23 protein-coding genes are annotated in these 19,690 nt (G+C 43.6%); 10 read left to right on the forward strand and 13 right to left on the reverse strand.

Annotated elements, in window-relative coordinates:
• Nucleotides 1–2: 2 nt before the first annotated feature.
• From INR79_RS10490 to INR79_RS10515, 6 genes are all read right to left on the reverse strand, one after another.
• Nucleotides 3–491 carry a hypothetical protein gene (locus INR79_RS10490; protein WP_223094066.1) on the reverse strand — a complete coding sequence of 163 codons (489 nt, stop codon included), beginning with the start codon at nt 489–491 and terminating at the stop codon, nt 3–5.
• Nucleotides 491–1,801: a type II and III secretion system protein family protein gene (locus tag INR79_RS10495; RefSeq protein WP_223094068.1), complete on the reverse strand. Its 1,311-nt coding sequence runs from the start codon at nt 1,799–1,801 to the stop codon at nt 491–493. The genes INR79_RS10490 and INR79_RS10495 overlap by 1 nt, the downstream gene beginning before the upstream one ends.
• The gene (locus INR79_RS10500) at nt 1,801–2,574 is read right to left on the reverse strand and encodes a hypothetical protein (RefSeq protein WP_223094070.1); all 774 of its coding nucleotides are present in this window, start codon (nt 2,572–2,574) and stop codon (nt 1,801–1,803) included. The genes INR79_RS10495 and INR79_RS10500 overlap by 1 nt, the downstream gene beginning before the upstream one ends.
• 85 nt (nt 2,575–2,659) lie before the next feature.
• The gene (locus INR79_RS10505; RefSeq protein WP_223094072.1) at nt 2,660–2,905 is read right to left on the reverse strand and encodes a Flp family type IVb pilin; all 246 of its coding nucleotides are present in this window, start codon (nt 2,903–2,905) and stop codon (nt 2,660–2,662) included.
• A gap of 237 nt (nt 2,906–3,142) precedes the next feature.
• Nucleotides 3,143–4,009, reverse strand: coding sequence for a LysR family transcriptional regulator (locus tag INR79_RS10510; RefSeq protein WP_223094074.1), 867 nt, complete (start codon nt 4,007–4,009; stop codon nt 3,143–3,145).
• A 1,172-nt stretch (nt 4,010–5,181) separates the two neighbouring features.
• Nucleotides 5,182–6,228: a LacI family DNA-binding transcriptional regulator gene (locus tag INR79_RS10515; protein WP_223094076.1), complete on the reverse strand. Its 1,047-nt coding sequence runs from the start codon at nt 6,226–6,228 to the stop codon at nt 5,182–5,184.
• A gap of 340 nt (nt 6,229–6,568) precedes the next feature.
• On the opposite strand from INR79_RS10515, the gene INR79_RS10520 reads away from it, so the two are divergent.
• The 8 genes from INR79_RS10520 to INR79_RS10555 all read left to right on the forward strand — a co-directional run bounded on the left by INR79_RS10520 (nt 6,569) and on the right by INR79_RS10555 (nt 14,090).
• Nucleotides 6,569–6,820, forward strand: a complete 252-nt coding sequence (locus INR79_RS10520; protein ID WP_223094078.1) for a hypothetical protein — start codon at nt 6,569–6,571, stop codon at nt 6,818–6,820.
• A gap of 84 nt (nt 6,821–6,904) precedes the next feature.
• Nucleotides 6,905–8,059, forward strand: coding sequence for a TRAP transporter substrate-binding protein (locus INR79_RS10525; RefSeq protein WP_022550876.1), 1,155 nt, complete (start codon nt 6,905–6,907; stop codon nt 8,057–8,059).
• A gap of 69 nt (nt 8,060–8,128) precedes the next feature.
• Nucleotides 8,129–8,647 (forward strand): TRAP transporter small permease, encoded by a 519-nt coding sequence (locus INR79_RS10530; protein ID WP_223094080.1) that lies wholly within the window; start codon nt 8,129–8,131, stop codon nt 8,645–8,647.
• Between the two features lie 8 nt (nt 8,648–8,655).
• Complete coding sequence (locus INR79_RS10535) at nt 8,656–9,978, forward strand: TRAP transporter large permease (protein WP_004400009.1); 1,323 nt, start codon at nt 8,656–8,658, stop codon at nt 9,976–9,978.
• Nucleotides 9,979–10,065: 87 nt separating this feature from the next.
• Nucleotides 10,066–11,370, forward strand: a complete 1,305-nt coding sequence (hisD, locus tag INR79_RS10540; RefSeq protein WP_262415333.1) for a histidinol dehydrogenase — start codon at nt 10,066–10,068, stop codon at nt 11,368–11,370.
• Nucleotides 11,367–12,134 (forward strand): SDR family NAD(P)-dependent oxidoreductase, encoded by a 768-nt coding sequence (locus INR79_RS10545; protein ID WP_262415334.1) that lies wholly within the window; start codon nt 11,367–11,369, stop codon nt 12,132–12,134. Before hisD ends, INR79_RS10545 begins: the two co-directional genes overlap by 4 nt.
• Before the next feature lie 16 nt (nt 12,135–12,150).
• Entirely contained in the window at nt 12,151–13,149 is a 999-nt protein-coding gene (locus tag INR79_RS10550; RefSeq protein WP_223094082.1) for an alcohol dehydrogenase catalytic domain-containing protein, read from the forward strand.
• 221 nt (nt 13,150–13,370) lie between these two features.
• A complete protein-coding gene (locus tag INR79_RS10555; RefSeq protein ID WP_022550882.1) occupies nt 13,371–14,090 on the forward strand; it encodes a GntR family transcriptional regulator in 720 nt (239 codons plus the stop codon).
• A gap of 77 nt (nt 14,091–14,167) precedes the next feature.
• On the opposite strand, the gene INR79_RS10560 is transcribed toward INR79_RS10555, so the two are convergent.
• Entirely contained in the window at nt 14,168–15,334 is a 1,167-nt protein-coding gene (locus INR79_RS10560; RefSeq protein ID WP_022609515.1) for a UxaA family hydrolase, read from the reverse strand.
• Between the two features lie 16 nt (nt 15,335–15,350).
• Nucleotides 15,351–15,638: a UxaA family hydrolase gene (locus INR79_RS10565; protein ID WP_022589098.1), complete on the reverse strand. Its 288-nt coding sequence runs from the start codon at nt 15,636–15,638 to the stop codon at nt 15,351–15,353.
• Between the two features lie 365 nt (nt 15,639–16,003).
• Between INR79_RS10565 and INR79_RS10570 the strand changes: the two genes are divergently transcribed.
• Complete coding sequence (locus INR79_RS10570; RefSeq protein ID WP_223094084.1) at nt 16,004–16,453, forward strand: TerB family tellurite resistance protein; 450 nt, start codon at nt 16,004–16,006, stop codon at nt 16,451–16,453.
• A 223-nt stretch (nt 16,454–16,676) separates the two neighbouring features.
• The gene (locus INR79_RS10575) at nt 16,677–17,324 is read left to right on the forward strand and encodes a hypothetical protein (protein WP_223094086.1); all 648 of its coding nucleotides are present in this window, start codon (nt 16,677–16,679) and stop codon (nt 17,322–17,324) included.
• 65 nt (nt 17,325–17,389) lie between these two features.
• Here the strand turns inward: INR79_RS10575 and INR79_RS10580 are convergent, their stop codons facing one another.
• Genes INR79_RS10580 through INR79_RS10600 form a run of 5 tightly spaced genes read right to left on the reverse strand, consistent with a single transcriptional unit; the run spans nt 17,390 to nt 19,689 of the window.
• Nucleotides 17,390–17,821: a GNAT family N-acetyltransferase gene (locus INR79_RS10580; RefSeq protein WP_223094088.1), complete on the reverse strand. Its 432-nt coding sequence runs from the start codon at nt 17,819–17,821 to the stop codon at nt 17,390–17,392.
• On the reverse strand, nt 17,799–18,377 hold the full coding sequence (locus tag INR79_RS10585) for a nucleotidyltransferase family protein (RefSeq protein ID WP_223094090.1): 579 nt from the start codon (nt 18,375–18,377) through the stop codon (nt 17,799–17,801). Before INR79_RS10585 ends, INR79_RS10580 begins: the two co-directional genes overlap by 23 nt.
• Complete coding sequence (locus INR79_RS10590; protein ID WP_223094092.1) at nt 18,367–18,786, reverse strand: hypothetical protein; 420 nt, start codon at nt 18,784–18,786, stop codon at nt 18,367–18,369. Before INR79_RS10590 ends, INR79_RS10585 begins: the two co-directional genes overlap by 11 nt.
• A 7-nt stretch (nt 18,787–18,793) precedes the next feature.
• Complete coding sequence (locus INR79_RS10595; protein WP_223094094.1) at nt 18,794–19,114, reverse strand: hypothetical protein; 321 nt, start codon at nt 19,112–19,114, stop codon at nt 18,794–18,796.
• A 59-nt stretch (nt 19,115–19,173) separates the two neighbouring features.
• Entirely contained in the window at nt 19,174–19,689 is a 516-nt protein-coding gene (locus tag INR79_RS10600) for a GNAT family N-acetyltransferase (protein ID WP_223094096.1), read from the reverse strand.
• Between the last annotated feature and the right edge of the window lies 1 nt (nt 19,690).

Consider the following 19,690-nt stretch of genomic DNA (forward strand, 5'->3'; position numbering starts at 1 on the left):
TTTTATTCTGTACCTTTTAACGGTTTCACGAGGCTTTTGATCCGGTTGTATTCGACAGCACAACCAAACTGGAACGAACTGGCATTACCCATGTGCAACGTCTGGCAATGCTTGTCGTTCACTAGTGTGTATTTGGTAACAATAGAAATAGACTTTTCTGACAAGGGTTGAGAATCAGGTCGAGCAGAATCTTCTCCTTTAACCGTTGCATTAATACGGTGGCGATGAATGCCTTTTTGACGAGCGTTCTCGATCAATTCAGCGACAAATTCACTTTCTTTGGGGTCGTAATAGACTTCAAACAGAGATTTCTGGTGTGACTTATTCACGTCTTCGATAAAACTCAGGCTTCGCTTGAGTGAAATACGCTTGTCTACCACATTGAATTCATAGACTTGCTCTAACTCATCCACCTGCGTTAGGTTTGAGGGAACAGGAGAACTACACCCAACGAGAAACGGGACGGCAAAAACCGCTAGTCGCAATAACATTAGAATCCTCCCGCTTTAATGGTTTGTTCTACTTCAGGGTCAGATAAATTGATTCGGAACAGTCGCTCTAAATCGCTGCTGGCTTTGAATTTTGGCAATTTAATGTCCTTCGCTTGTACCGGATCCACCAGGTTAACCGTGGCAACAATAATCAACTCTGTTTTGGTTCGGTCTGACTTGGTGTGACTAAATAAGGCGCCCAGAATCGGGATATCTCCTAAGAGGGGAATTCGGCTTAGTGTTTCGCGCTCTTCAGTGGTTAATAAGCCCGCAAGAACAAAGCTTTGTCCATCTTTGAGCTGCACGGTGGTCTGCGCCTTTCGCGTACGAAGAGAAGGCATGTTATAGAATGCGTTGCTCTGGCTATTGGATGCGTCTATCGAACTCACCTCTGGCATCAAAGTAAGGCGAATGTTTTCCGAATCCGTTACCTTTCCGACCATCGACAATTTGATGCCATATTCCTTGTAAGAAACACTCACACCTTCCCCATCGCGTGCAACTAGGGGCAATTCACCACCAACGAGGAAGCTGGCTGTTTCACCGGAGATGACAGATAAGTTGGGCTCTGCCAATACCTGACCAATAGAGTCGTCTTTGCTTGCCGCAATAACAGCGACAATATCTTCTGCAGAAAATTCGAGGATCTGTTTTACATAGCGACCTGGTTGACCCACATTGCTGTATGACACACCCAATTCAGAAAGGAAATTACTTGAAACCTCTGCAACAGTGAGCTTTACGTTTATTTGTTCGGTAGAAAGAACTTTAAGGTTGTTGATGATGCCTTTGAATACGAACTTCTCCGTGTATGCAAGTTCGCTACTCAATCCTTTCTCCAATGAGCTCGGGTTCAATACACTGCGACTGGGTGTTTTTTGTAGCATTTCACCCACCAGACGATAGATCTTGTTTTTGACTTCTTCGCTCTGCACTGTGCCGTCCAGCACGATTTGGGAACCAACATTAGTGATGTTGACTTCCTCATCAGGGAAATGGGCAACTAGCATTTGTTTCACCTGACGAAGGCTTTTGTTCACCACAATTTCAGAGTTATAGATTTCATTTCCACCTCTATCAAAAATAATGAGGCTTGCAGTACCAACACTCACACCGTGAATGACAATTTTGGTTTCATCAATAACTTTATAATCCGCCACTTTCTGGTCAGATACGAAAACAGTATCTATTGTGCGGTTAGTTTTAACTGTTTTTGCAGCACCTTGATCAATGGAAACAAGCTCGGAGCCCATCACAATAATTGGAGAACTTATTGTAAATAAAAAAGTCACTAAACTCAGAATTCTCATTACTTTGCTCCTGCTCTAAGTTCACGGACTCCGTGTTGTTTCTCTAATATATCGACACTACGGACAGACAGATATTGGTTTACCATATTCGCCGGAACGACAGTTATTTTTGAGATTCTTGTGGCAATATCCAACTTCATTACATCGTTTATTTTTAGTTCAACAACGATCTGCTTTTTATTTATTGATACGCCGTCTTGTTGACTCTCTTCATTTACGTCTATAACTCGAACGATACGTGCTTTATGTACGAGCACTTCAGTAATAATATTACTTATGTCTTTGAATCCTGAATTGTTAATATTGGAATACTGACTCGTAGTGGAAATAAAACTTATTGCATCCCCAGTGGACAACCCAATTGCATCTACCGCGCTTTTACCATTTGTTGTGTAATAATAAGGTACGTGATTTTCAGACAGAGTGAAGTTCATGTAATCCTTATCACTCGGATATGCAATAAAGTCATGTTTTAAATAAGTATTTTCACTAAGAGGCTCCCTGTACAAAGCACCATCTGGGATTCTCTGTTCTTCTGTTATCAGTCCGTTATTTCTTGCCTGAACTTCTGAAATTTCCACAGTTTCTGTAGCCAGTTCGCTGTAAAAGCTTCCTTTATTAACAGGTTTCACCAACCGAAGTACTTTAACAGTCTCAACGATAGGCTCAGGCTTTACGGGGACAGGCTCTTCGGCAAAGAAGATGTCTTTGCCATAAAGCAACCCTAGAAACAAAACAGCTGAAATTAGTACAAACAGGACAGGCTTACTCATACAGATCACTTATAAAGTTGGGCAGGAATTCCTACCCAATAATTCATATTCAATAATTTAGTTATGAAGAGACTTCATATTTAAATTATATTTTCTCGGGAGTCTCTGTTGCAGGGTCTTCACCTTCTTTTTTGGTAGTAATTTCATGAGCATCGGATAGATTTGATTGAACCTTAGTCATTGCTTTTTGAATTTCACCACCTAAACCAGAGTTAAATGCAGCTAAAACAATACCTGAAATAACCACGGCAATAATTGCGTATTCAACCGCAGTTACTCCGCGCTCATCACGGCTAAACTTTCCTACAACTTTTCTTATCTTCAATAACATTTTTATATATTCCTTTGGCTATCAAAACAAAGTTAATATATCACTCAGTATCAGATAAACAATTAATCTTTATTAATACAAATATCACAAAAACTTATAGATTAGATAAAAAGATAAATTTAGGGATGAAAATGATAGTCAAATTAATAATTTTTATACATATATAATTATATTTTTGGATATAAAAAGGCGAACAAAATGTTCGCCTTAAAATACAAGTATGCTATTTATTATTAATCACATTACTTCGAGAGCTGAATCTGTGTGAACAAAAAGTTCTTTAATTCGATTCGTCAATCCAATCTGACTCAGCTCATTGAATGTTGATTCATTGCACCATGCATAGCAGTTAATAGCGTTAGAGGTTTTATGAGCATACAATCGATCTGACTTAATACACCAGCTTGGACAAACTAAAACCGTTCCAGGCTCTTCCATCTCACTTTTCATTAGTCTGGCACTGCTAGTATTAAACCAGCTTTGAATGTTTTCTACACCGAACCCCGTTTCTTCAAGCAAGGTGATGACTTGTTCACGTTCTAACGAGTTACAATGCACCACTCGGATTGGATTCTTTCGCGTAAGTGTAGGATCATTGGGCCTATCACATACAACATATTGAGTCCTTTTCACATTCACCATATGACCACTGCGAGAAGGTTCCGAATTTACACCGAGAATGATATCAAACTTGCTTGCATCGATATCTTTTGGGTTTCTAAAGTTGACTAGGCTCAAATCTAAGTGACTCAATACTCTGAACGCTTTTACAACTTCGTCCACTAGCTCCGTTGAAAAGGAATCGGACACGGCGATCTTATAGCGTTCCTTGTTCTTGGCTTTGCCTAACTCATCAAATAATTGCTCATAAAGGTCCAAACTCAATTCGGTATACCTGAGCAAAATTTCGCCTTCTTTGGTTAACTCAAAGCCTTCTTCTCTGTCAAAAATGCTTGCACCTATATGGGCTTCTACTTTTTTTATGTGTTGTGAGACAGCAGGTTGCGTAATAAACAGCGACTCCGCTGCTGCCGAGAAGCTTTTACATTTCGCCACACATGAGAATGTTTTTAAGTATTTAATTTCTATTACATTTCTCAACATTTTTACTTTCTCTTTCTAAATTGAGTCACTACAAACCTCTGCTGACATCATTCATCAATCAACTTGGGTTGACGTAAACTTGCCAGCACTATTCGTGGGTCTTCGTTAGCTATTAGTTGTTGTTGAATTCACTATTTAAAAACATCTGAGCTTCCCAGAAGGGCAAATCATATGTTTTATATTTAGCTCAATTCAGTATCCACCCCGAAAGGCAAGGGCTTCAGAATTTATCAATTCTTATACAAACTTTCTGATCCCTTGAAGGAGTAAGGTATCAATTCAAAATATAACAATTAATTCACAACTAAACATCATAGTGATAACACCGCACGTTTGTTGCTGCAAGCAACAAATCCTTGTGGACAAATAAGCACCACTTTAATAAATAAGAAATGACGCCTAACCATTTATGCTATTACCGCTCTCCCTTGATTAAGCTTCGTGCAAAAAACATTCAGGCGAAGATTTATAAAAGGCAATCATAGCAAACATTTTCATTTCTCATTCTACTTTAACATCACATATATTTGATTATCTTATAAATTTTATTAATAACTTAATAAGTTAATGTAATAGTCACAATGAAAACATGGCAAAAGGTCAACATTTCCTGTTGAACATATCCTTATTCATAATACAACTTTTCTAGTATTTTTTTGAACAAATGTATCATTTCTTATGTAACAGTATTTTTTATAGTTTGGCGTACTCATTGTTTGTAGAATACAAAAACTAAAGGATTAAAATGAGCTCTGTAATACTGACGTAATGTTTATAAGTTAAGAGCAGATCACATGTTAAAAATAAGTTACATATAAACATTATGTTAAAGATGAAAAATGTTGGGCATTATCTTGAACTGGCAATTTATGAACAAATTTCAATACCAATAGTATTTCCTATTTAGCTCAAACTCCTTACCTTTAGTAAGGCTAGACCTAAGGAATAAAACGCAATGAATCTGTATCAGAACCCGACCAAAAAGGTCAGCTATGCCAGCTAGTGGAAGCGAAACAAGAAGTCTGAGCCATTCAGGGCAATGGCTTACGCAAAGCTCTCACGACTGTAGGTGCGTATGGCTAGATGGAATGTTGGTGAGCACATCAATCGGGGGGATAGGTCAAATCAAATCGAGATTAAGTGGTTTGTGAATAATACTATGCGTGGCACTCCTAGCTCGGTGCCTGTGCAGTGCTTTCTCGAACAACCAATTGTGTTGGGACTTCGATGTGGCTGGGGCATTCTCGACCAGCAATTTTATCCAGAATAAACTCTGCTGCCCTCTCCCCCATCATCTGAGAAGGGACATGTATCGTGGTTAAGCTTGGGGTGAGGTGCTCGCACAAAGGCAGATCGTCAAAACCAGTTATGGAGACTTCTTCAGGAACTGAAACGCCTAACTCTCGGCATTCTGTCAGGCAACCGAATGCCAGAACATCATTACCGCATATAATGGCTGAAGGTCTGGACGATTGTTTACGGGATAAAAGGTGTCGGCAAGCGTTTCTGCCCTCCCAAATGTCGTAACGGCACTCAACAATATCCTGCGAATGGAGGGCGATTCCCTGCTCTTCCAAAACAGAAAGCGCACCGTTCAAACGAGCTGTGGCCCGATCATTTCCTTCCGTTATTCCGGATATAAACCCAAACCGACGATGCCCCTGGTTGATTAGGTACTGCGTAATCTGTTGAGCTGCTCTAAAGTTATCAAAACCTACACTGGGGTACGGACTTTCCCGATCTAACACCCATAAGTTAGCAAAGTTCTGATTGTGCTTTTCCAGAATCGAGTAAGTTTCGGGAGCATGTTCATTTCCTACCAATAACAACCCATCGACCCCCTGCTCCATAATGTCACGAACCTGCTTAAGCTCGTGCATGGGGTCATAATTACTTACCGCCAGCATCAAGGTATAGCCTTCTTCGTAAAGGCGACGCTCCAAGGCGTTGATACCTGAGGCAAAAATGGCGTTATCGATCGTTGGGATAACTGCTCCAATCATGCGTTTTTTATTTGATGCAAGGGCGCGAGCGGCTCCATCACGCACATAGCCAAGTTTGTTGATCTGCTCTTCAATTCTCAGACGAAGCGGCTCTTTGACTTGATGCGGCTGATTTAACGCTCGTGACACCGTAGCGGTAGAAACACCAGCCGCTTTTGCCACATCACCGAGTGTGGGTTTATCCGTTGACTTACGTAAGCGCTTACCTTTAACCATAATAATCAGACATTTCTTAAGTACTTATTCAGTATATCCAGATATGTCGTTGATTAGAAATTACTCATTTCTTTCTGTGATACAAGTTAAACAGACGTAGTGTTTTATAACCCAACCCATAGATATAACATGATGTTTTTATTGGAAATAATCATAATTTCCCTAAAAAATTTGCGATAAAGTGAAACAAATTGACTATTTAATAACCAGTTTTCGTGATCGTTACTGGAAAAAATGAACAATTATCGCTCAAATCATAAAAATGTAAGCGCTTACAGTTGACTGTTATTTGAACACTAATTTATGGTGATGTTAACGAGTTGTTGCGAGGGACGTAATCATGAAAGACACAACCACACAAAGTTCAACACAGTCTGAAGTTAATAAGCTGGCATCGGGCAGTAAGGTGTATCTGACTGTTTGTCTTAGTAGTTTTGCATTCTACCTTGTCAATATTCTCGCGGGGTGGGCTTCGATTCGGTTCGAGTTTCCCGTTACTCCACTTGACGTTGTACCAGAAGCCTTATTGCTCTTAGTGGCGGTTGTTTCTGGCGTCATATTTGTATTGCTGCAAGAAAAACATACTCAATAAGAAAGCCATCTGCCCTCCTAATAATCTGGAAAAAAGGAGCGGGTGCTCAACGTCATTCCCATTAACGTGAAAATGGAGTCAAAAATGAAAGGATTCAGTGAAAAAGATCAAATCGAGTCTGCCGAGCGACGGAAATTTTTTGAAATTGCGGGCAAAGCTGGGGTAACGGCCGCGATTATGATTGGTTCTGCGGGCGCTTTGATGAGCCCGAGTGCAGCGGCTGCGATTTCGAAAGAAGAACGAGAACGCCAGAAAGCAGCAAAATACACCATGACTATTGCCACTGCCTACATTTTGGGTGCTTCTCGTGGCTACCCCATCATGCAGTTGGATTTTAAAGAAAACATCCAGAATATGACCAATGGGCAGGTTTACGTAAAACTGGCTCCGGGTGGTCAGCTTGGTGCAGGTGGAGCGCTTGCCCAAAAAGTGCAACAAGGGACCATTCAGGCAGCACAACACTCGTTGTCTAACTTCTCGTCTTTTGCACCTGTTGTCGACCTGATCAACATTCCTTACTGGTGTGGTGAAAATCAGAAATTCGTTAACTTGGTTAATTCACCTGCCTGGAAAGCGGAAGTTGACCCAAAACTTGAAGAGCGAAATTTCAAAGCACTTTGGTATGTCACCATAGACCCTCGAGTTGTTGCATTAAGAAAAGGTCGTAGTGAGATCATTAAAACGCCCGATCAAATGGAAGGCATTAAATTCCGAGTCCCTGGCTCAAAAATTCTTCAGCAGTTCTATCATTTGCTTGGCGCTAACCCAACCCCAATTGCCTGGGGCGAGACACCATCCGCCATCAAGCAAGGTGTGGCAGATGCTCTGGACCCGAGCGTAGAAGCACTGAACATTTTCGGATTCAAAGACGTACTCTCTTCGGTCACCTTCATTCGCTCTGTACCTGATGCACAGGTCTTCTCCTGCAATCTGCAGTGGTTTAATAAGCTTCCTAAAGATATTCAGGAGGGAATCGAAGCGGCTAGCGAAGTTACGGCGCACCAAAACTTGGCGAAAGTGCCAGCCGCCCGAGCGTACGCTATGTCGGAGCTTACTAAGAACAATGTACAGTTCTATTCTCCTACCCCGTCAGAACTGGCGCAATGGCAAGAGAAAGCAGGTCACCAGCTTCCGGTTTGGGATTCCACCAAAAAAGCGCTGGCAGGATCACTGGATACCTTCGACAAGTTGCTTGAAGCAGCGAACACGAAAGGGCGTTACTACGTCCACGACGTGTAGGGCGTTGGCAGCCGTAGACGCTTGCGGCTGCCCTTTTTCCGAACTGGTCATTTGATTAAGGCAATTCCTATGGCGACAAACCGTATCTCCCACATTGAGCAAAATTTAGAGCGCTGGCTGTGTTTGATGTTCTATTCCATGATTGTTCTGACTATCATTTCAGAGGTGACTCGACGATTCGTGCTCAGTTATTCCTCCATCTGGGGTGAAGAGGTTGCCCGATACTGTTTTATTTATCTCGCGTGGATCGGCGCTGCCCTTGCAGTCAAAAATCGGGCCCACATTCGTATCGACGTACTGATGGGATTCTTACCTAACCGAGCACAAATTGCGGTTTATCTGTTTAGTGATTTTCTTACGCTCGTGCTAGCGGTCATTTCGCTCATTGTTTCTATTGGACCAGTCATGACGTCGTTAGAATTTGGCTCTGTGACACATGGCTTGCGCGTGAGTCAGGTATGGTTTCTGTTTGCTGTCCCCTTTGGGTTTACGTTAATTGTGCTGCGCTTGTTGCAATCGATAAGACGAGATCTCAAGTCATTCTCTAACAACGAACCCGTTTATCAGGGCGAACGCCTGATCGACTAGGAGGACAAATGAACAATTACTATTTGCTAGAACAAGCCTCCGCAGCCTCTTACGGAATGGCAGTGTACATTCCTGTGATTGCCATGATTGTGATGATTTTTATGGCTGTCCCGATCTGGGTGGTATTAGGGTTAGGCTCGATTGCCATGTTACTGGCAACCGACGTGCTTCCCCTGTCTCTTGTTGGAGAATCTCTTTTCGACGGAATCGATGCGTTTGCGTTGATCGCGATTCCACTTTTCATCCTGACTGGCGATGTTCTGGTAAGAACAGGGTTGTCGAACAAGTTGCTTGATGTGGCAGAGGCAACAACGGGCAGCGCAAGATCAGGATTGGGCACATCAACGGTTTTAGGATGTGGTTTCTTCGCCTGTATTTCAGGATCCGATGCTGCCGGCGCTGCAGCAGTAGGGAGAATGACCATAGACAGGCTGGTCGACAGAGGTTACCCAAAAGCTTACGCTTGCGCACTAGTGGCGTCTGGTGCCTGTACCGGTATTTTGATCCCACCTTCTATCGCTTACATCATCATCGGACTGATACTGGGCATATCTGCCTCTACCCTGTTTCTGGCTGCGGCCATTCCGGGATTACTCATCATGTTTTCCATCATGGCAACCAATGTCGTACTCAACGCCATCAACGGTTATGAGGATTCAAAAACCGGTTTCTCTATGAAGCACTGGCTGAGTACGATCTATCGGTCTCGTGATGCTCTGTTAATTCCATTCATTATCTTAGGCGGGATCTACTCTGGAATATTTACCCCAACAGAGGCGGCAGCAGTGGCTGTTCTGGTTGGTCTGACTATCGGGCTATATCAAAAATCCATTACCTGGAGAGACTTCCCCAAAATGCTGTATAGCTCAGCAAAAATCAACGGGATCATCTTACCGATTATAGCCATGTCATTGCCTTTAGCTCAGACTCTGGCAGTGCTGGAAATACCTCAAAGTTTTGTGGTCCAGATGACCGACATTACCGAAGATCCGGTTTACCTGACTCTTATCATGATTGGAATCCTTATTCTTGCAGGCTGCGTGATGGAAACTACCCCGAACATTGTGGTGCTATCCCCAATTCTTCTGCCGTTAGCGCAGTCAATTGGCATGGATGAAATTCATTTCTGCATCATGATGGTTACCGCTTTGGGCGTTGGGTTTATAACGCCTCCTTTAGGGCTCAACCTGTTTGTAGTATCTGGGGTAACACAAACACCCGTTCTACAAGTTGCCAGATATGCAGCACCTTATGTTTTCTCGATGCTATTGGTGGTTTTGCTTTTAGCATTCGTGCCCGAAATTTCATTGTGGGCACTCCGATTTAATTAGTCTTTACAACAGTTTTATGAATGCAGCGTCCGTTGTAGGGATCTCTGCATTCAAAATTTACAAGAAGCACTTTTCAAGGAGACAGAAATGGCGATTCAATACAAGAAAAAAGCAACAAAAACCGCCGCTACAGGCGAACAGGACACCAGTCGAATCGTTAGCGATATGCTAAATAAGATCGCACAGGGAGGTGAAGAACAAGTGATTGAGTTCACGAAGTCTTTTGATGACTGGGACGGCGAAATTTTGGTTTCCGAAAGTGCTCTACAAGAAGCTGAAGCCAAACTTTCCGACCAAATGAAGCAGGATATTCAGTTTGCCTATGAGCGAGTAAAACGCTTTGCTGAAGCTCAACTTGAGTCACTGAAAGAATTTGAGGTGGAGCTTTCCCCCGGTTTGTATGCTGGGCAAAAACTTATCCCCATGAACACGGCAGGTTGTTATGTTCCCGGAGGGCGATACTCACACATTGCTTCTGCCATCATGAGTATCACAACTGCCAAGGTTGCTGGCGTCAAAAACGTAGTAGCCTGCTCACCAGCACGACCGGAAGTCGGCATCAATCCAGCGGTTCTCTACACTATGAAACTGTGTGGCGCAGACTACATTCTGGCACTTGGTGGAGTTCAGGGAATGGCCTCCATGGCAAATGGTCTGTTCACAGGCAACAAAGCCGACATTCTTGTTGGTCCCGGTAATCGCTTTGTGGCCGAGTCCAAGCGTCAGCTTTACGGTCAGGTTGGCATTGATATGTTTGCCGGTCCTTCTGAAATTGCCATCATTGCGGATGAATCCGCTGATCCAGAAATCGTTGCTGTTGATTTGGTTGGTCAGGCAGAGCACGGATTCGACAGCCCTGCATGGCTGTTCACCACTTCCGAGTCTCTCGCGAATAAAGTGATGAAGCGTGTACCTGAGCTTATCTCAGAATTACCAGATACCGCCAAACAAGCCGCCACCGCTGCATGGAATGATTATGGTGAAGTGATTGTGTGCGACACCAGAGAAGAAGTTGTCCAGATCAGTGATGAGTACGCTTCTGAACATCTGGAAGTGCAGGCAGAGGATCTAGATTGGTGGCTGAACACCCTATCCAATTATGGTTCGCTTTTTCTTGGCGAAGAGTCAACCGTCGCGTTCGGGGATAAATGCTCCGGTCCCAACCATATTCTTCCCACAAAGGGGGCAGCCAAATACACAGGCGGACTGTCGGTCAGCAAGTTCATTAAAATTTGTTCGTTCCAGAGGCTCACAGAAGATGCCAACCGTGAAGTCGCGGCTGTAACGGCAAGAATTTCTCGCCTTGAAGGTATGGAAGCGCACGCAAGAACGGGGGATGCCCGCCTAGCAAAATATTTCCCGAAAGAACAGTTTCAGTTGGGGTATGAATGATGAACTCCACTGATTTCTCAGTGAAAGATCGCGTCGCGTTTGTGACTGGCGGGGGTACAGGGATTGGTCGTCAATTTGCCAAAACTCTCGCTTCAGCCGGAGCAAAAGTCGTGGTATTGGGCAGGCGTGAATCTTTGCTTCAGGAAACGGTTAACGAGATTGAATCTTCGGCAGGTGAAGCCAGCTATTTAGCGTGCGACCTTACTAAGTTCAGCGACTTAAACACGAACATTGAACGGTGCAAATCCTTCTACGGTTCGGCAGACATCCTTGCCAATGTTGCGGGGCTTAACTTGAGGCAACCTGTAGAAGCAGTGGATGAAGCCAGTTGGGATGCCACTCTGGATATAAACCTTAAGCTGCCCTTTTTCCTGGCAAAACTGCTGGTACCGGATATGAAGGCGAAAGGGTTTGGCAAGATCATCAACATTGCGTCGCTACAATGTGAACGTGCCTTTCCCAACAGCATGCCTTATGGCGCATCGAAAGGCGGTGTGTGTCAACTCACCAGAGCCATGGCGGAAGCTTGGTCTGGTTATGGCATTACATGCAATGCCATTGCACCCGGATTTTTTCCTACGGAACTCACCTTACCTGTTTACGAAGATAACGACGCACTGAATAAGCTGGCAAACCAAACAGCGATTGGACGTAACGGAAATCTGGATGATTTGGACGGACCTCTGCTGTTTTTATCCTCCCAAGCTTCCGATTATGTCACCGGTCAGACTCTTTTCGTAGATGGCGGATTTACTGCCAAATAAACAACGAGGAATAAAGATGAAAGCACTCGTTTACACCAATACAAATGAAGTGACGTTCGAATCCCAAATCAAGCCGACACCTGCAGAAGGAGAGGTGTTGGTACAGGTCGAAAAAGCCGGGATATGCGGTTCAGACATGCATGCGTATCACGGGCATGACCCAAGACGTGTCCCACCTTTAATTCTCGGGCACGAAGCGTGTGGAATTGCAATGAATGGCAAGTATTTGGGCAAGAGAGTCGTACTGAACCCGCTGCTCACCTGCATGCAATGTGAGGACTGCCTGAGCGGCAGAACTCATCTCTGCGTAAACCGCACCGCAATAGGTCTAAAAAAGCCGGGCGCTTTCGCTGAATACACGGTCATTCCCGAGCAGAATCTGATTCCAGTTCCTGAAGGAATGAACCCCGAACACGCTGCTCTTACAGAACCGACCGCTACTGCGCTCCATGCTTCTGAGCTGATTGAAAAGCACATGCATCGAACATTGAGCGATAGCCGAGCGGTGGTGATTGGTGCGGGTTCGATAGGCTTACTTTGCGCACTATTTCTTAAACTTAAGGGAATAGCAAGGGTTACGCTAAGTGATACCAATGCAGACCGACTTGAGACCGCAAAGCGTGCTGGAATTCAGTATTTGCATAACCCTCTGACCGATGATCCATTACCCAATTCCAGCACCGAAGTCGTGATTGATGCCGTCGGCTCAAGTCGCACAAGAAATGCGGGGATGAATGTGATTAAACAGGGGGGTGTTTTTCTGCATGTCGGTTTGCAGGATTCCTCTGGCGAATTTGATGTGAGAAAAATGACCTTGCAGGAAATCACCGTACTGGGCTCTTTCTCTTATACTCAGCTTGATATGATTTCTGCTATCGAAATACTTCATCGTGGCGCGTTAGGGGATTTAACCTGGATTGAGGAACGACCTTTAAGCCAGGGTAGTCAGGCGTTTAGTGATCTAGACAATAACCGCACCGCCGCAGCAAAAATCATTTTGGATATAAATGCCTAAGTGAATCTGCCGTCTGTCATCATGTTTTTTTATCAGAACCAGAGTTTAATGCCCTGCGCCGTTAAATTCTGTTCTGGTTCTGCGTTTTTAACCGTAGCGTAGATCTTTCGCCTGATCACGTTAGACAAATTCCTTGCGACAAAGAGTGAAGCCCATAGAGACAGCTTAGTGCTTGATTGATAATATGAAGTAAGTCAGATCCTTAATCCGAGCGAAAATCGATGAACAAACCCACACATTTTCTTCCTTTGTACATGCAAGTAAAAGAGCTATTGATACAGAGACTAATAGATAAAGTGTGGTTACCCGGAAGCCCGTTACCAAGCGAATTCCAGCTTGCGGATGAATTGCAGGTAAGTCAGGGCACCGTAAGAAAGGCGTTGGACGAACTGGCAGCTGAAAAACTGGTGGTTCGTCGTCAAGGGAAAGGGACTTATGTAGCTGAACATACTCAGGAGCAGCCACTCTATCACTTCTTCCGACTTGTTGATCTTCAAGGCAAGCGCCATTTACCAGAAAGCCGTATCCTCGACTTTAACCGCTACCCCGCAACCCGACTGGAAAGCGATTCTCTTTCTATCCCAGATGAAGAACAAGTCATTCGAATTACTCGTGTTCGCGCTCTGGAGGGTGTACCGGTTATTTATGAGACCGTTTCTCTGCCTGACAGATTATTTTCTAACATGCCTCTTTCAGACGACTTACCCAACACACTCTACAGCTATTATCAGCGTGAGTTTGGGTTGTCTGTGGTCAAAGTTGTTGAAAAACTTAGAGCAGTGCTTGCTAAAGATGAAGAGAAAACTCATCTGGAGATTGACGAAGGCACTCCTCTACTTGAAGCCACACGAATTGCTTATGCACTGAATGGTGAAGCAGTGGAATTACGTGTGACTCGCTGCCATACGGAACAGCATTGCTATTTGAATGAATTAAGTTAAGCCTTCACAAGCTCAAGTAAAAACAAAGCCTTTCCAAATGGAAAGGCTTTGTTTTATGACAACTGCATCTGTTTTAGTTAAGCACTTCGGTAGAGCTTGGTCAGTGAAAACTCGACATGCCCTAAGACTTCTGCGCAGGTATTCCTGCCGTTGGCGGTATCTATCACCATTTCGATCAACTCATCACCCGCTTCATCCAGCGTCATTTCGTGTCGAAGAATAGCAGACACATCATGATCAATGTGTTCGCTCATGGTTCTCACTGTTCTAGGGTTTCCTGTAATTTTCAAAACAGGCATGATTGGATTACCAATAACGTTCCCCTGCCCAGTTGGGAAAAGGTGAACAACATAGCCACCCGCAGCCTGAAGCGTATTACATTCTGCTGCTGCCGATGACGTATCCATAAAGTACAAACCCGGTCCTTTCGCTGGCGTTTCAGCGGGTTCGAGAACATCGACATAACGAGTTTTTTTACCGATTTTCTGAACGTTGCCCAGCGCTTTTTCTTCAATGGTCGTCAACCCACCTTCAATATTCCCTTTGGTTGGCTGTGAATCGGAAAGGTCGTTGGTTTTTTCAGCAAGAATGAAATCGTTATAAGAAGACCAGGTATTCATGAACTTTTCTGCAGCTTCGGGATTAGCCGCTCTCGCTGCTACAATTTTCTCTGCACCGGTAATCTCTGAGGTTTCACCAAAGCATGTTGTGGCACCCACTTCATTCATCTTGTCGATGAAGTTACCCACCGTTGGGTTGGCAGAAAGACCAGACGTTGTATCGGATTCGCCACATTTCACGGCAACCCAAAGGTCGCTGATTGGGCACTCTTCTCTCTGCAAGGAGGTTGCGTAATGAACGTATTCTTTGGCGGTGCGAGACGCTGTGGCAATCGTGTTGATATCGCCATTTTGCTCGATCGAGAACCCTTTCACCGGTTTACCTGTTTCTGCAATTCCATCGACGACTTTCTGTGTCCAGCCAGGTTCAATACCAATGACCACGACCGCCGCTACGTTCGGGTTTGATCCTGTACCGATAATAGTACGAAAGTGAAGGTCCAAGTCTGCGCCAAACTGTAAACGACCATAAGCATGAGGAATGGCGATAGTCCCTTTAATGTTATTTGCTACCGCTTCACACGCTGCATTTGAAATATCGTCCAAGGGTAAGATCAGTACATGATTACGTACCCCGACTCGACCATTTTCACGACGGTAACCCATAAATGTTGCTCTTTTCATTCTATTATCTCCCTGATTACCAACGCTTAGTTTTAATATTGTGCACGTGAGCATGACCACCAGCAGCAACCGCTTCGACCACTTTCCCCATGTCTTCGTTGTATTTAATGATGGTGTCACCAACACTCAGATCTCGGAGCGCTATTTTGTGACCAAGAGGTATATCCGCCAACGCCGTTAGCCTGATCTCCTCGTCCGTATCCATCATGTACCCCGTGACTTCCATACCTTTTACGACGTTTTCGACCACCATTACCCCGACAGTGTCGTTCACGTCATGCACCAGAAAATGTGTTTCACTCATTTTTCCATCCTTAGCTTTTATGACTCAAAACGCCCTAAATCCAATCTCAGGACGTGTTAAAACCACGCTATCAGTCGCTCATTTTATGATCAATTAGTTTTTATATCTTATGTCTTATATAAGACATAAGATATAATCAATAAAATTAAAACTAACCTTTATATTTCATAAAGATGAGACTGATAACTCTATATTTTATTGGGAAAATACATATTTCATTTTTCGTGATGTAAGTCAAATTAGGCTCAAACCAAAGATCGCTATTGGATCGAGAAGAGTAAAGAAGTGTAATGAGAAACTCTGAATCTTGTAATTTCTGTAAACTGCCCCAAAGTTAACGTTAAGACCTTTTTTGGAGATTAAGAATGATCTCGACACTTTCTAAAATTTTTAAGCAACTCACCGAAGGTAGCGATCTCAATTCTGGCGAGGTAGCTAACCCTAACCTTGCAATTGCTGCCCTGTTTTGCGAAGTATCCAGTGCCGACCATAATGTCGATGAATCGGAAGAAGCCGCTACTTTGTCTATGCTCACCAAAGTACTGGAAATTGATAATGATGAAGCCAAAGCTTTGATTGTTCAGGCTAAGAGTAAAACAGAAAACTCTGCGTCACTTTATGAATTCACCTCTCAACTAAGGCACTTAGATCAGCCAGAGCGTATTGAAATCATTAGAGCTTTATGGGAAGTCGCCTTTGCCGATAACCATTTAGATCCACTGGAAGAATCTGTTATCAGAAAAACCGCCGAGCTGCTGTATGTGGATCATAAAGATTTTATCAGAACCAAACTGGAAGTGACTGATAACCGATAAACTTCGCTCTGCTTACCCCATCTAAACCCGCAAATTGCGGGTTTTCTTATATCCAAAATCACTATTAACCAATTGATAATTAACAGGTTAAACGTTAATCACATTTCTAATAATCTTTGATGGGCTTCAAATATAACAATCAAAAGCATTCCCCTCGCCTATACAACAATCAAAAATCAAACCTCATTTACAAAGTAAACCCAAAAACAACCAAGGATATAAAATGAGAAAGCACTTGATAGCACTCAGCGTCATTGGCTCATGCATTTCATTCGGAGCTTCTGCAAACTGGACTCTGGCTTATCATCACGATAAACACGGTAACGCACTAAAAGGTCAGCTTTGCCAACTTGTCGATGCGGTAGAAGCGGGGCAAGAAGTCAGGGTTCTTCAAGATAGCGGTTCATCCAAAGCTCTGACGACAGCTGAATACGTCTATACGAAAGGTGGAAAAGTATTTGCGGAACTGACTTCGAACATTAGTGCTTCTTTCCATGGGGATAAACTTCACCACCAACAAAATGCCTACCACTGGTTTGCGACTGTTGATACGTCTGGCTATCGTCATATGGCTAGATGGAATGTTGGTGAGCACGTCAATCGTGGATACAACTCAGATCAGGTTGAGATTAAGTGGTTTGTGAATACCGACAAACCACTGGGTATTTTTAACTCGACCTGTAATGGTGACGGGGACAATGACCCAAGCACTCCTGACCTGACAAAAGTACCGGAATGGTCGAAAACTCAAGAATACAAAGGTGGTGAAGTCGTTAAATTCGCTAATAAATACTACTATGCAAGGCACTGGACTCGTGGTCAGGAGCCAGTAGATAGCGCTAGCGGTCCTTGGACGGAACTGAAGTTTTAATCAGCCGCACCTAAACTGGGGAAGCTATTTCCCCAGTTTTGTTTCATACATAACCTGTATTCGTTTTAGCTGAGAGGCAAATACATAACACAGTGTTCAGGCTCACATTCTATGTCCATTTTGAACCAGCCGAGAGAAAGGTATAGCTCAGGAACGTTGGTATAGGCATACCGGAAAGGCAGATGATATGCGGTTGTACTTTCTACCGCGTATTTCAGAAGGTGACTTGCAATCCCACGTCCTCGATATTCAGGTAAAACACTAAGTGCATTAACCCAAATGGCATCATGCTCACTGTTGGGAGCTTGGTGGCGAGTAAATGACAACCCTCCAGCAAGTTTCTCTCCAATCAATGCCGCGAATACTGGCGGCAAATCGCTGGAAAATGCGTCTGATTTTAAAAAGGTGAAATCCGCCCAGGACTGCTGAAACAGCTCTTCTAACGACTCAACAAATGGTGAGTCTTTCTCGCACTCAATGACTGTTAACTTCTGCATCGGTTTTCCAAGCTTCAACGTTTATGGAAGGCCATCGTGCCTTAAAGCTTTTGGTCATTTTGTTGTAGCTGGTTTCTGTCATCGCGATTTTATTTGGCTTCACTTTTCTTTCAAAAGCATCCTCCAGACCATAAGGCGCATAGATGCCTATTTGTCCTTGCTTATCCAAATGGAAACCGATAGCAAACGCTGACAACCAGGAATCAATCCCCTGCTCTACTCGATCATATGCTGGTATTGAGCAGCCAAACTTTTTCGGATACCAAGAGTGAATCGTAGCTTGGTTTTTTACATCTATTTTAATGGGATGGTTCAATCGCTGGTTTAACTCGGCTTCATACCACTCTTCAGAGTGAGTGGCTTGAGAATCAAAATAGACAATGTCGAAATCTTTAACCCGATCAAGTAGAGGTCGTCCCTCTAAGTGGTTCCATATCACCTGCGTAATAGCGCCACCAGCAATGTAGTAATTTGGTATTCCTAGCGATGAACACTCTTTCGCTGTTTCTACTAGTTCAGGTACGGATTTGATTAAAGTAATCAACTTAAGCTTCATCTGTAAGCTCTCTAGAATCGGAGGTGTCCCCAGTCAGAATATACCTCCACTGCCACTCAAAATATGCCAAGGCAGCAACAAAAACTGCCTCACTCGCAACAAACAATAACCCGATAATACTGGCTGAGGGTATTTGGTTATAGATGATGATTAGACACGCAAAAACCCATATCGCATTGCCAGTCACCAAGATGCGGATAGCATTTAGGTGCTTTTGTTCACGGGAGGCGAGAGTTAGGGAATATGCGGCATAAGTGAGATTTGCTATGCCAAGAAATAAGACCAAATCAGAAGGCATTTGATACAGTTTGACTAGAAAGTCCTGAAGCAAAACAACGACGGTTCCCACCACTAATGCTGCACCGCCATCTAGCCAAAGAATGTGTTTTCTGACTGAAGAAAAATCCATTTTCAAGTTACTCCCCTATTCTATCGACTTTTGAATCCATCGCGTGCTTTTTGAAATAGATGACCATACCCACAAAGATCAACCAAGGTAAAGCTATTGCGCTAACGTATGCCGCCAAGTCTTGTTGCAAATAGAAAAATACTTGCGCTGCCAGACTCGCGAACAATGCAAAGCAAAAGGAAAACAGCATCCTAAATACGGTGTCATTATGACGTTTATTAAGACTTGGGGCTCGCTCAGCACTCATCCAAAAAACGAAACCAAAAGCTGCCATCCCACCAACACAAAGTTGTACGATTCCAATAATAATGGTTAACCATAATGGCATTAGCTGCCTAACTCCCTTTTGTCTTCGTGTTTTTGACTATCAGCAAGATTTTCATTGAGCTACCTATCGTTACTAACAGTAAGCTTGAAAACACCTTGTTGGTTTTCAAAACCCAAGCGCTTAAATAGTGCTTGAGACCTGAGGTTACAGGGTTCAATATCAGCAGTTATCGTTTTAATGTCTTGCGACCTGGCATATTCAAGTAACAGCGTGAGAGCATGATACATATAACCCTGCCCCCAGAACCTTAGATTGAGAAGGCAGCCAATCTCACACAGCTGACGGCAATCGCTAAAACTGTGCAACCCGCATGTGCCTATGACCTTTCTTGTTTGGTTATCTACAACAGCCCATTCATAAGACTCTTTAGCGTCTTCTAGCTTGGTGACACTGTTTAGCATTTGCTCCATCATACCGATTGAAGTAAAAACAGGGTCAGAGGCATATTTCATGACTTGATGGTTTCCATACACCTCAAACAGATCATGCGTATCCTTGGGTGTCATCGAGCGAAGCGTCACTTTACTTCCATACAAACTGGGCTTCGCATTTTCCTTTACATTGATTCCTTTCAAA

Origin of the sequence: Vibrio sp. SCSIO 43132 (genome assembly GCF_019904195.1) — a bacterium.
GTDB classification, from domain to species: Bacteria; Pseudomonadota; Gammaproteobacteria; order Enterobacterales; family Vibrionaceae; genus Vibrio; species Vibrio nigripulchritudo.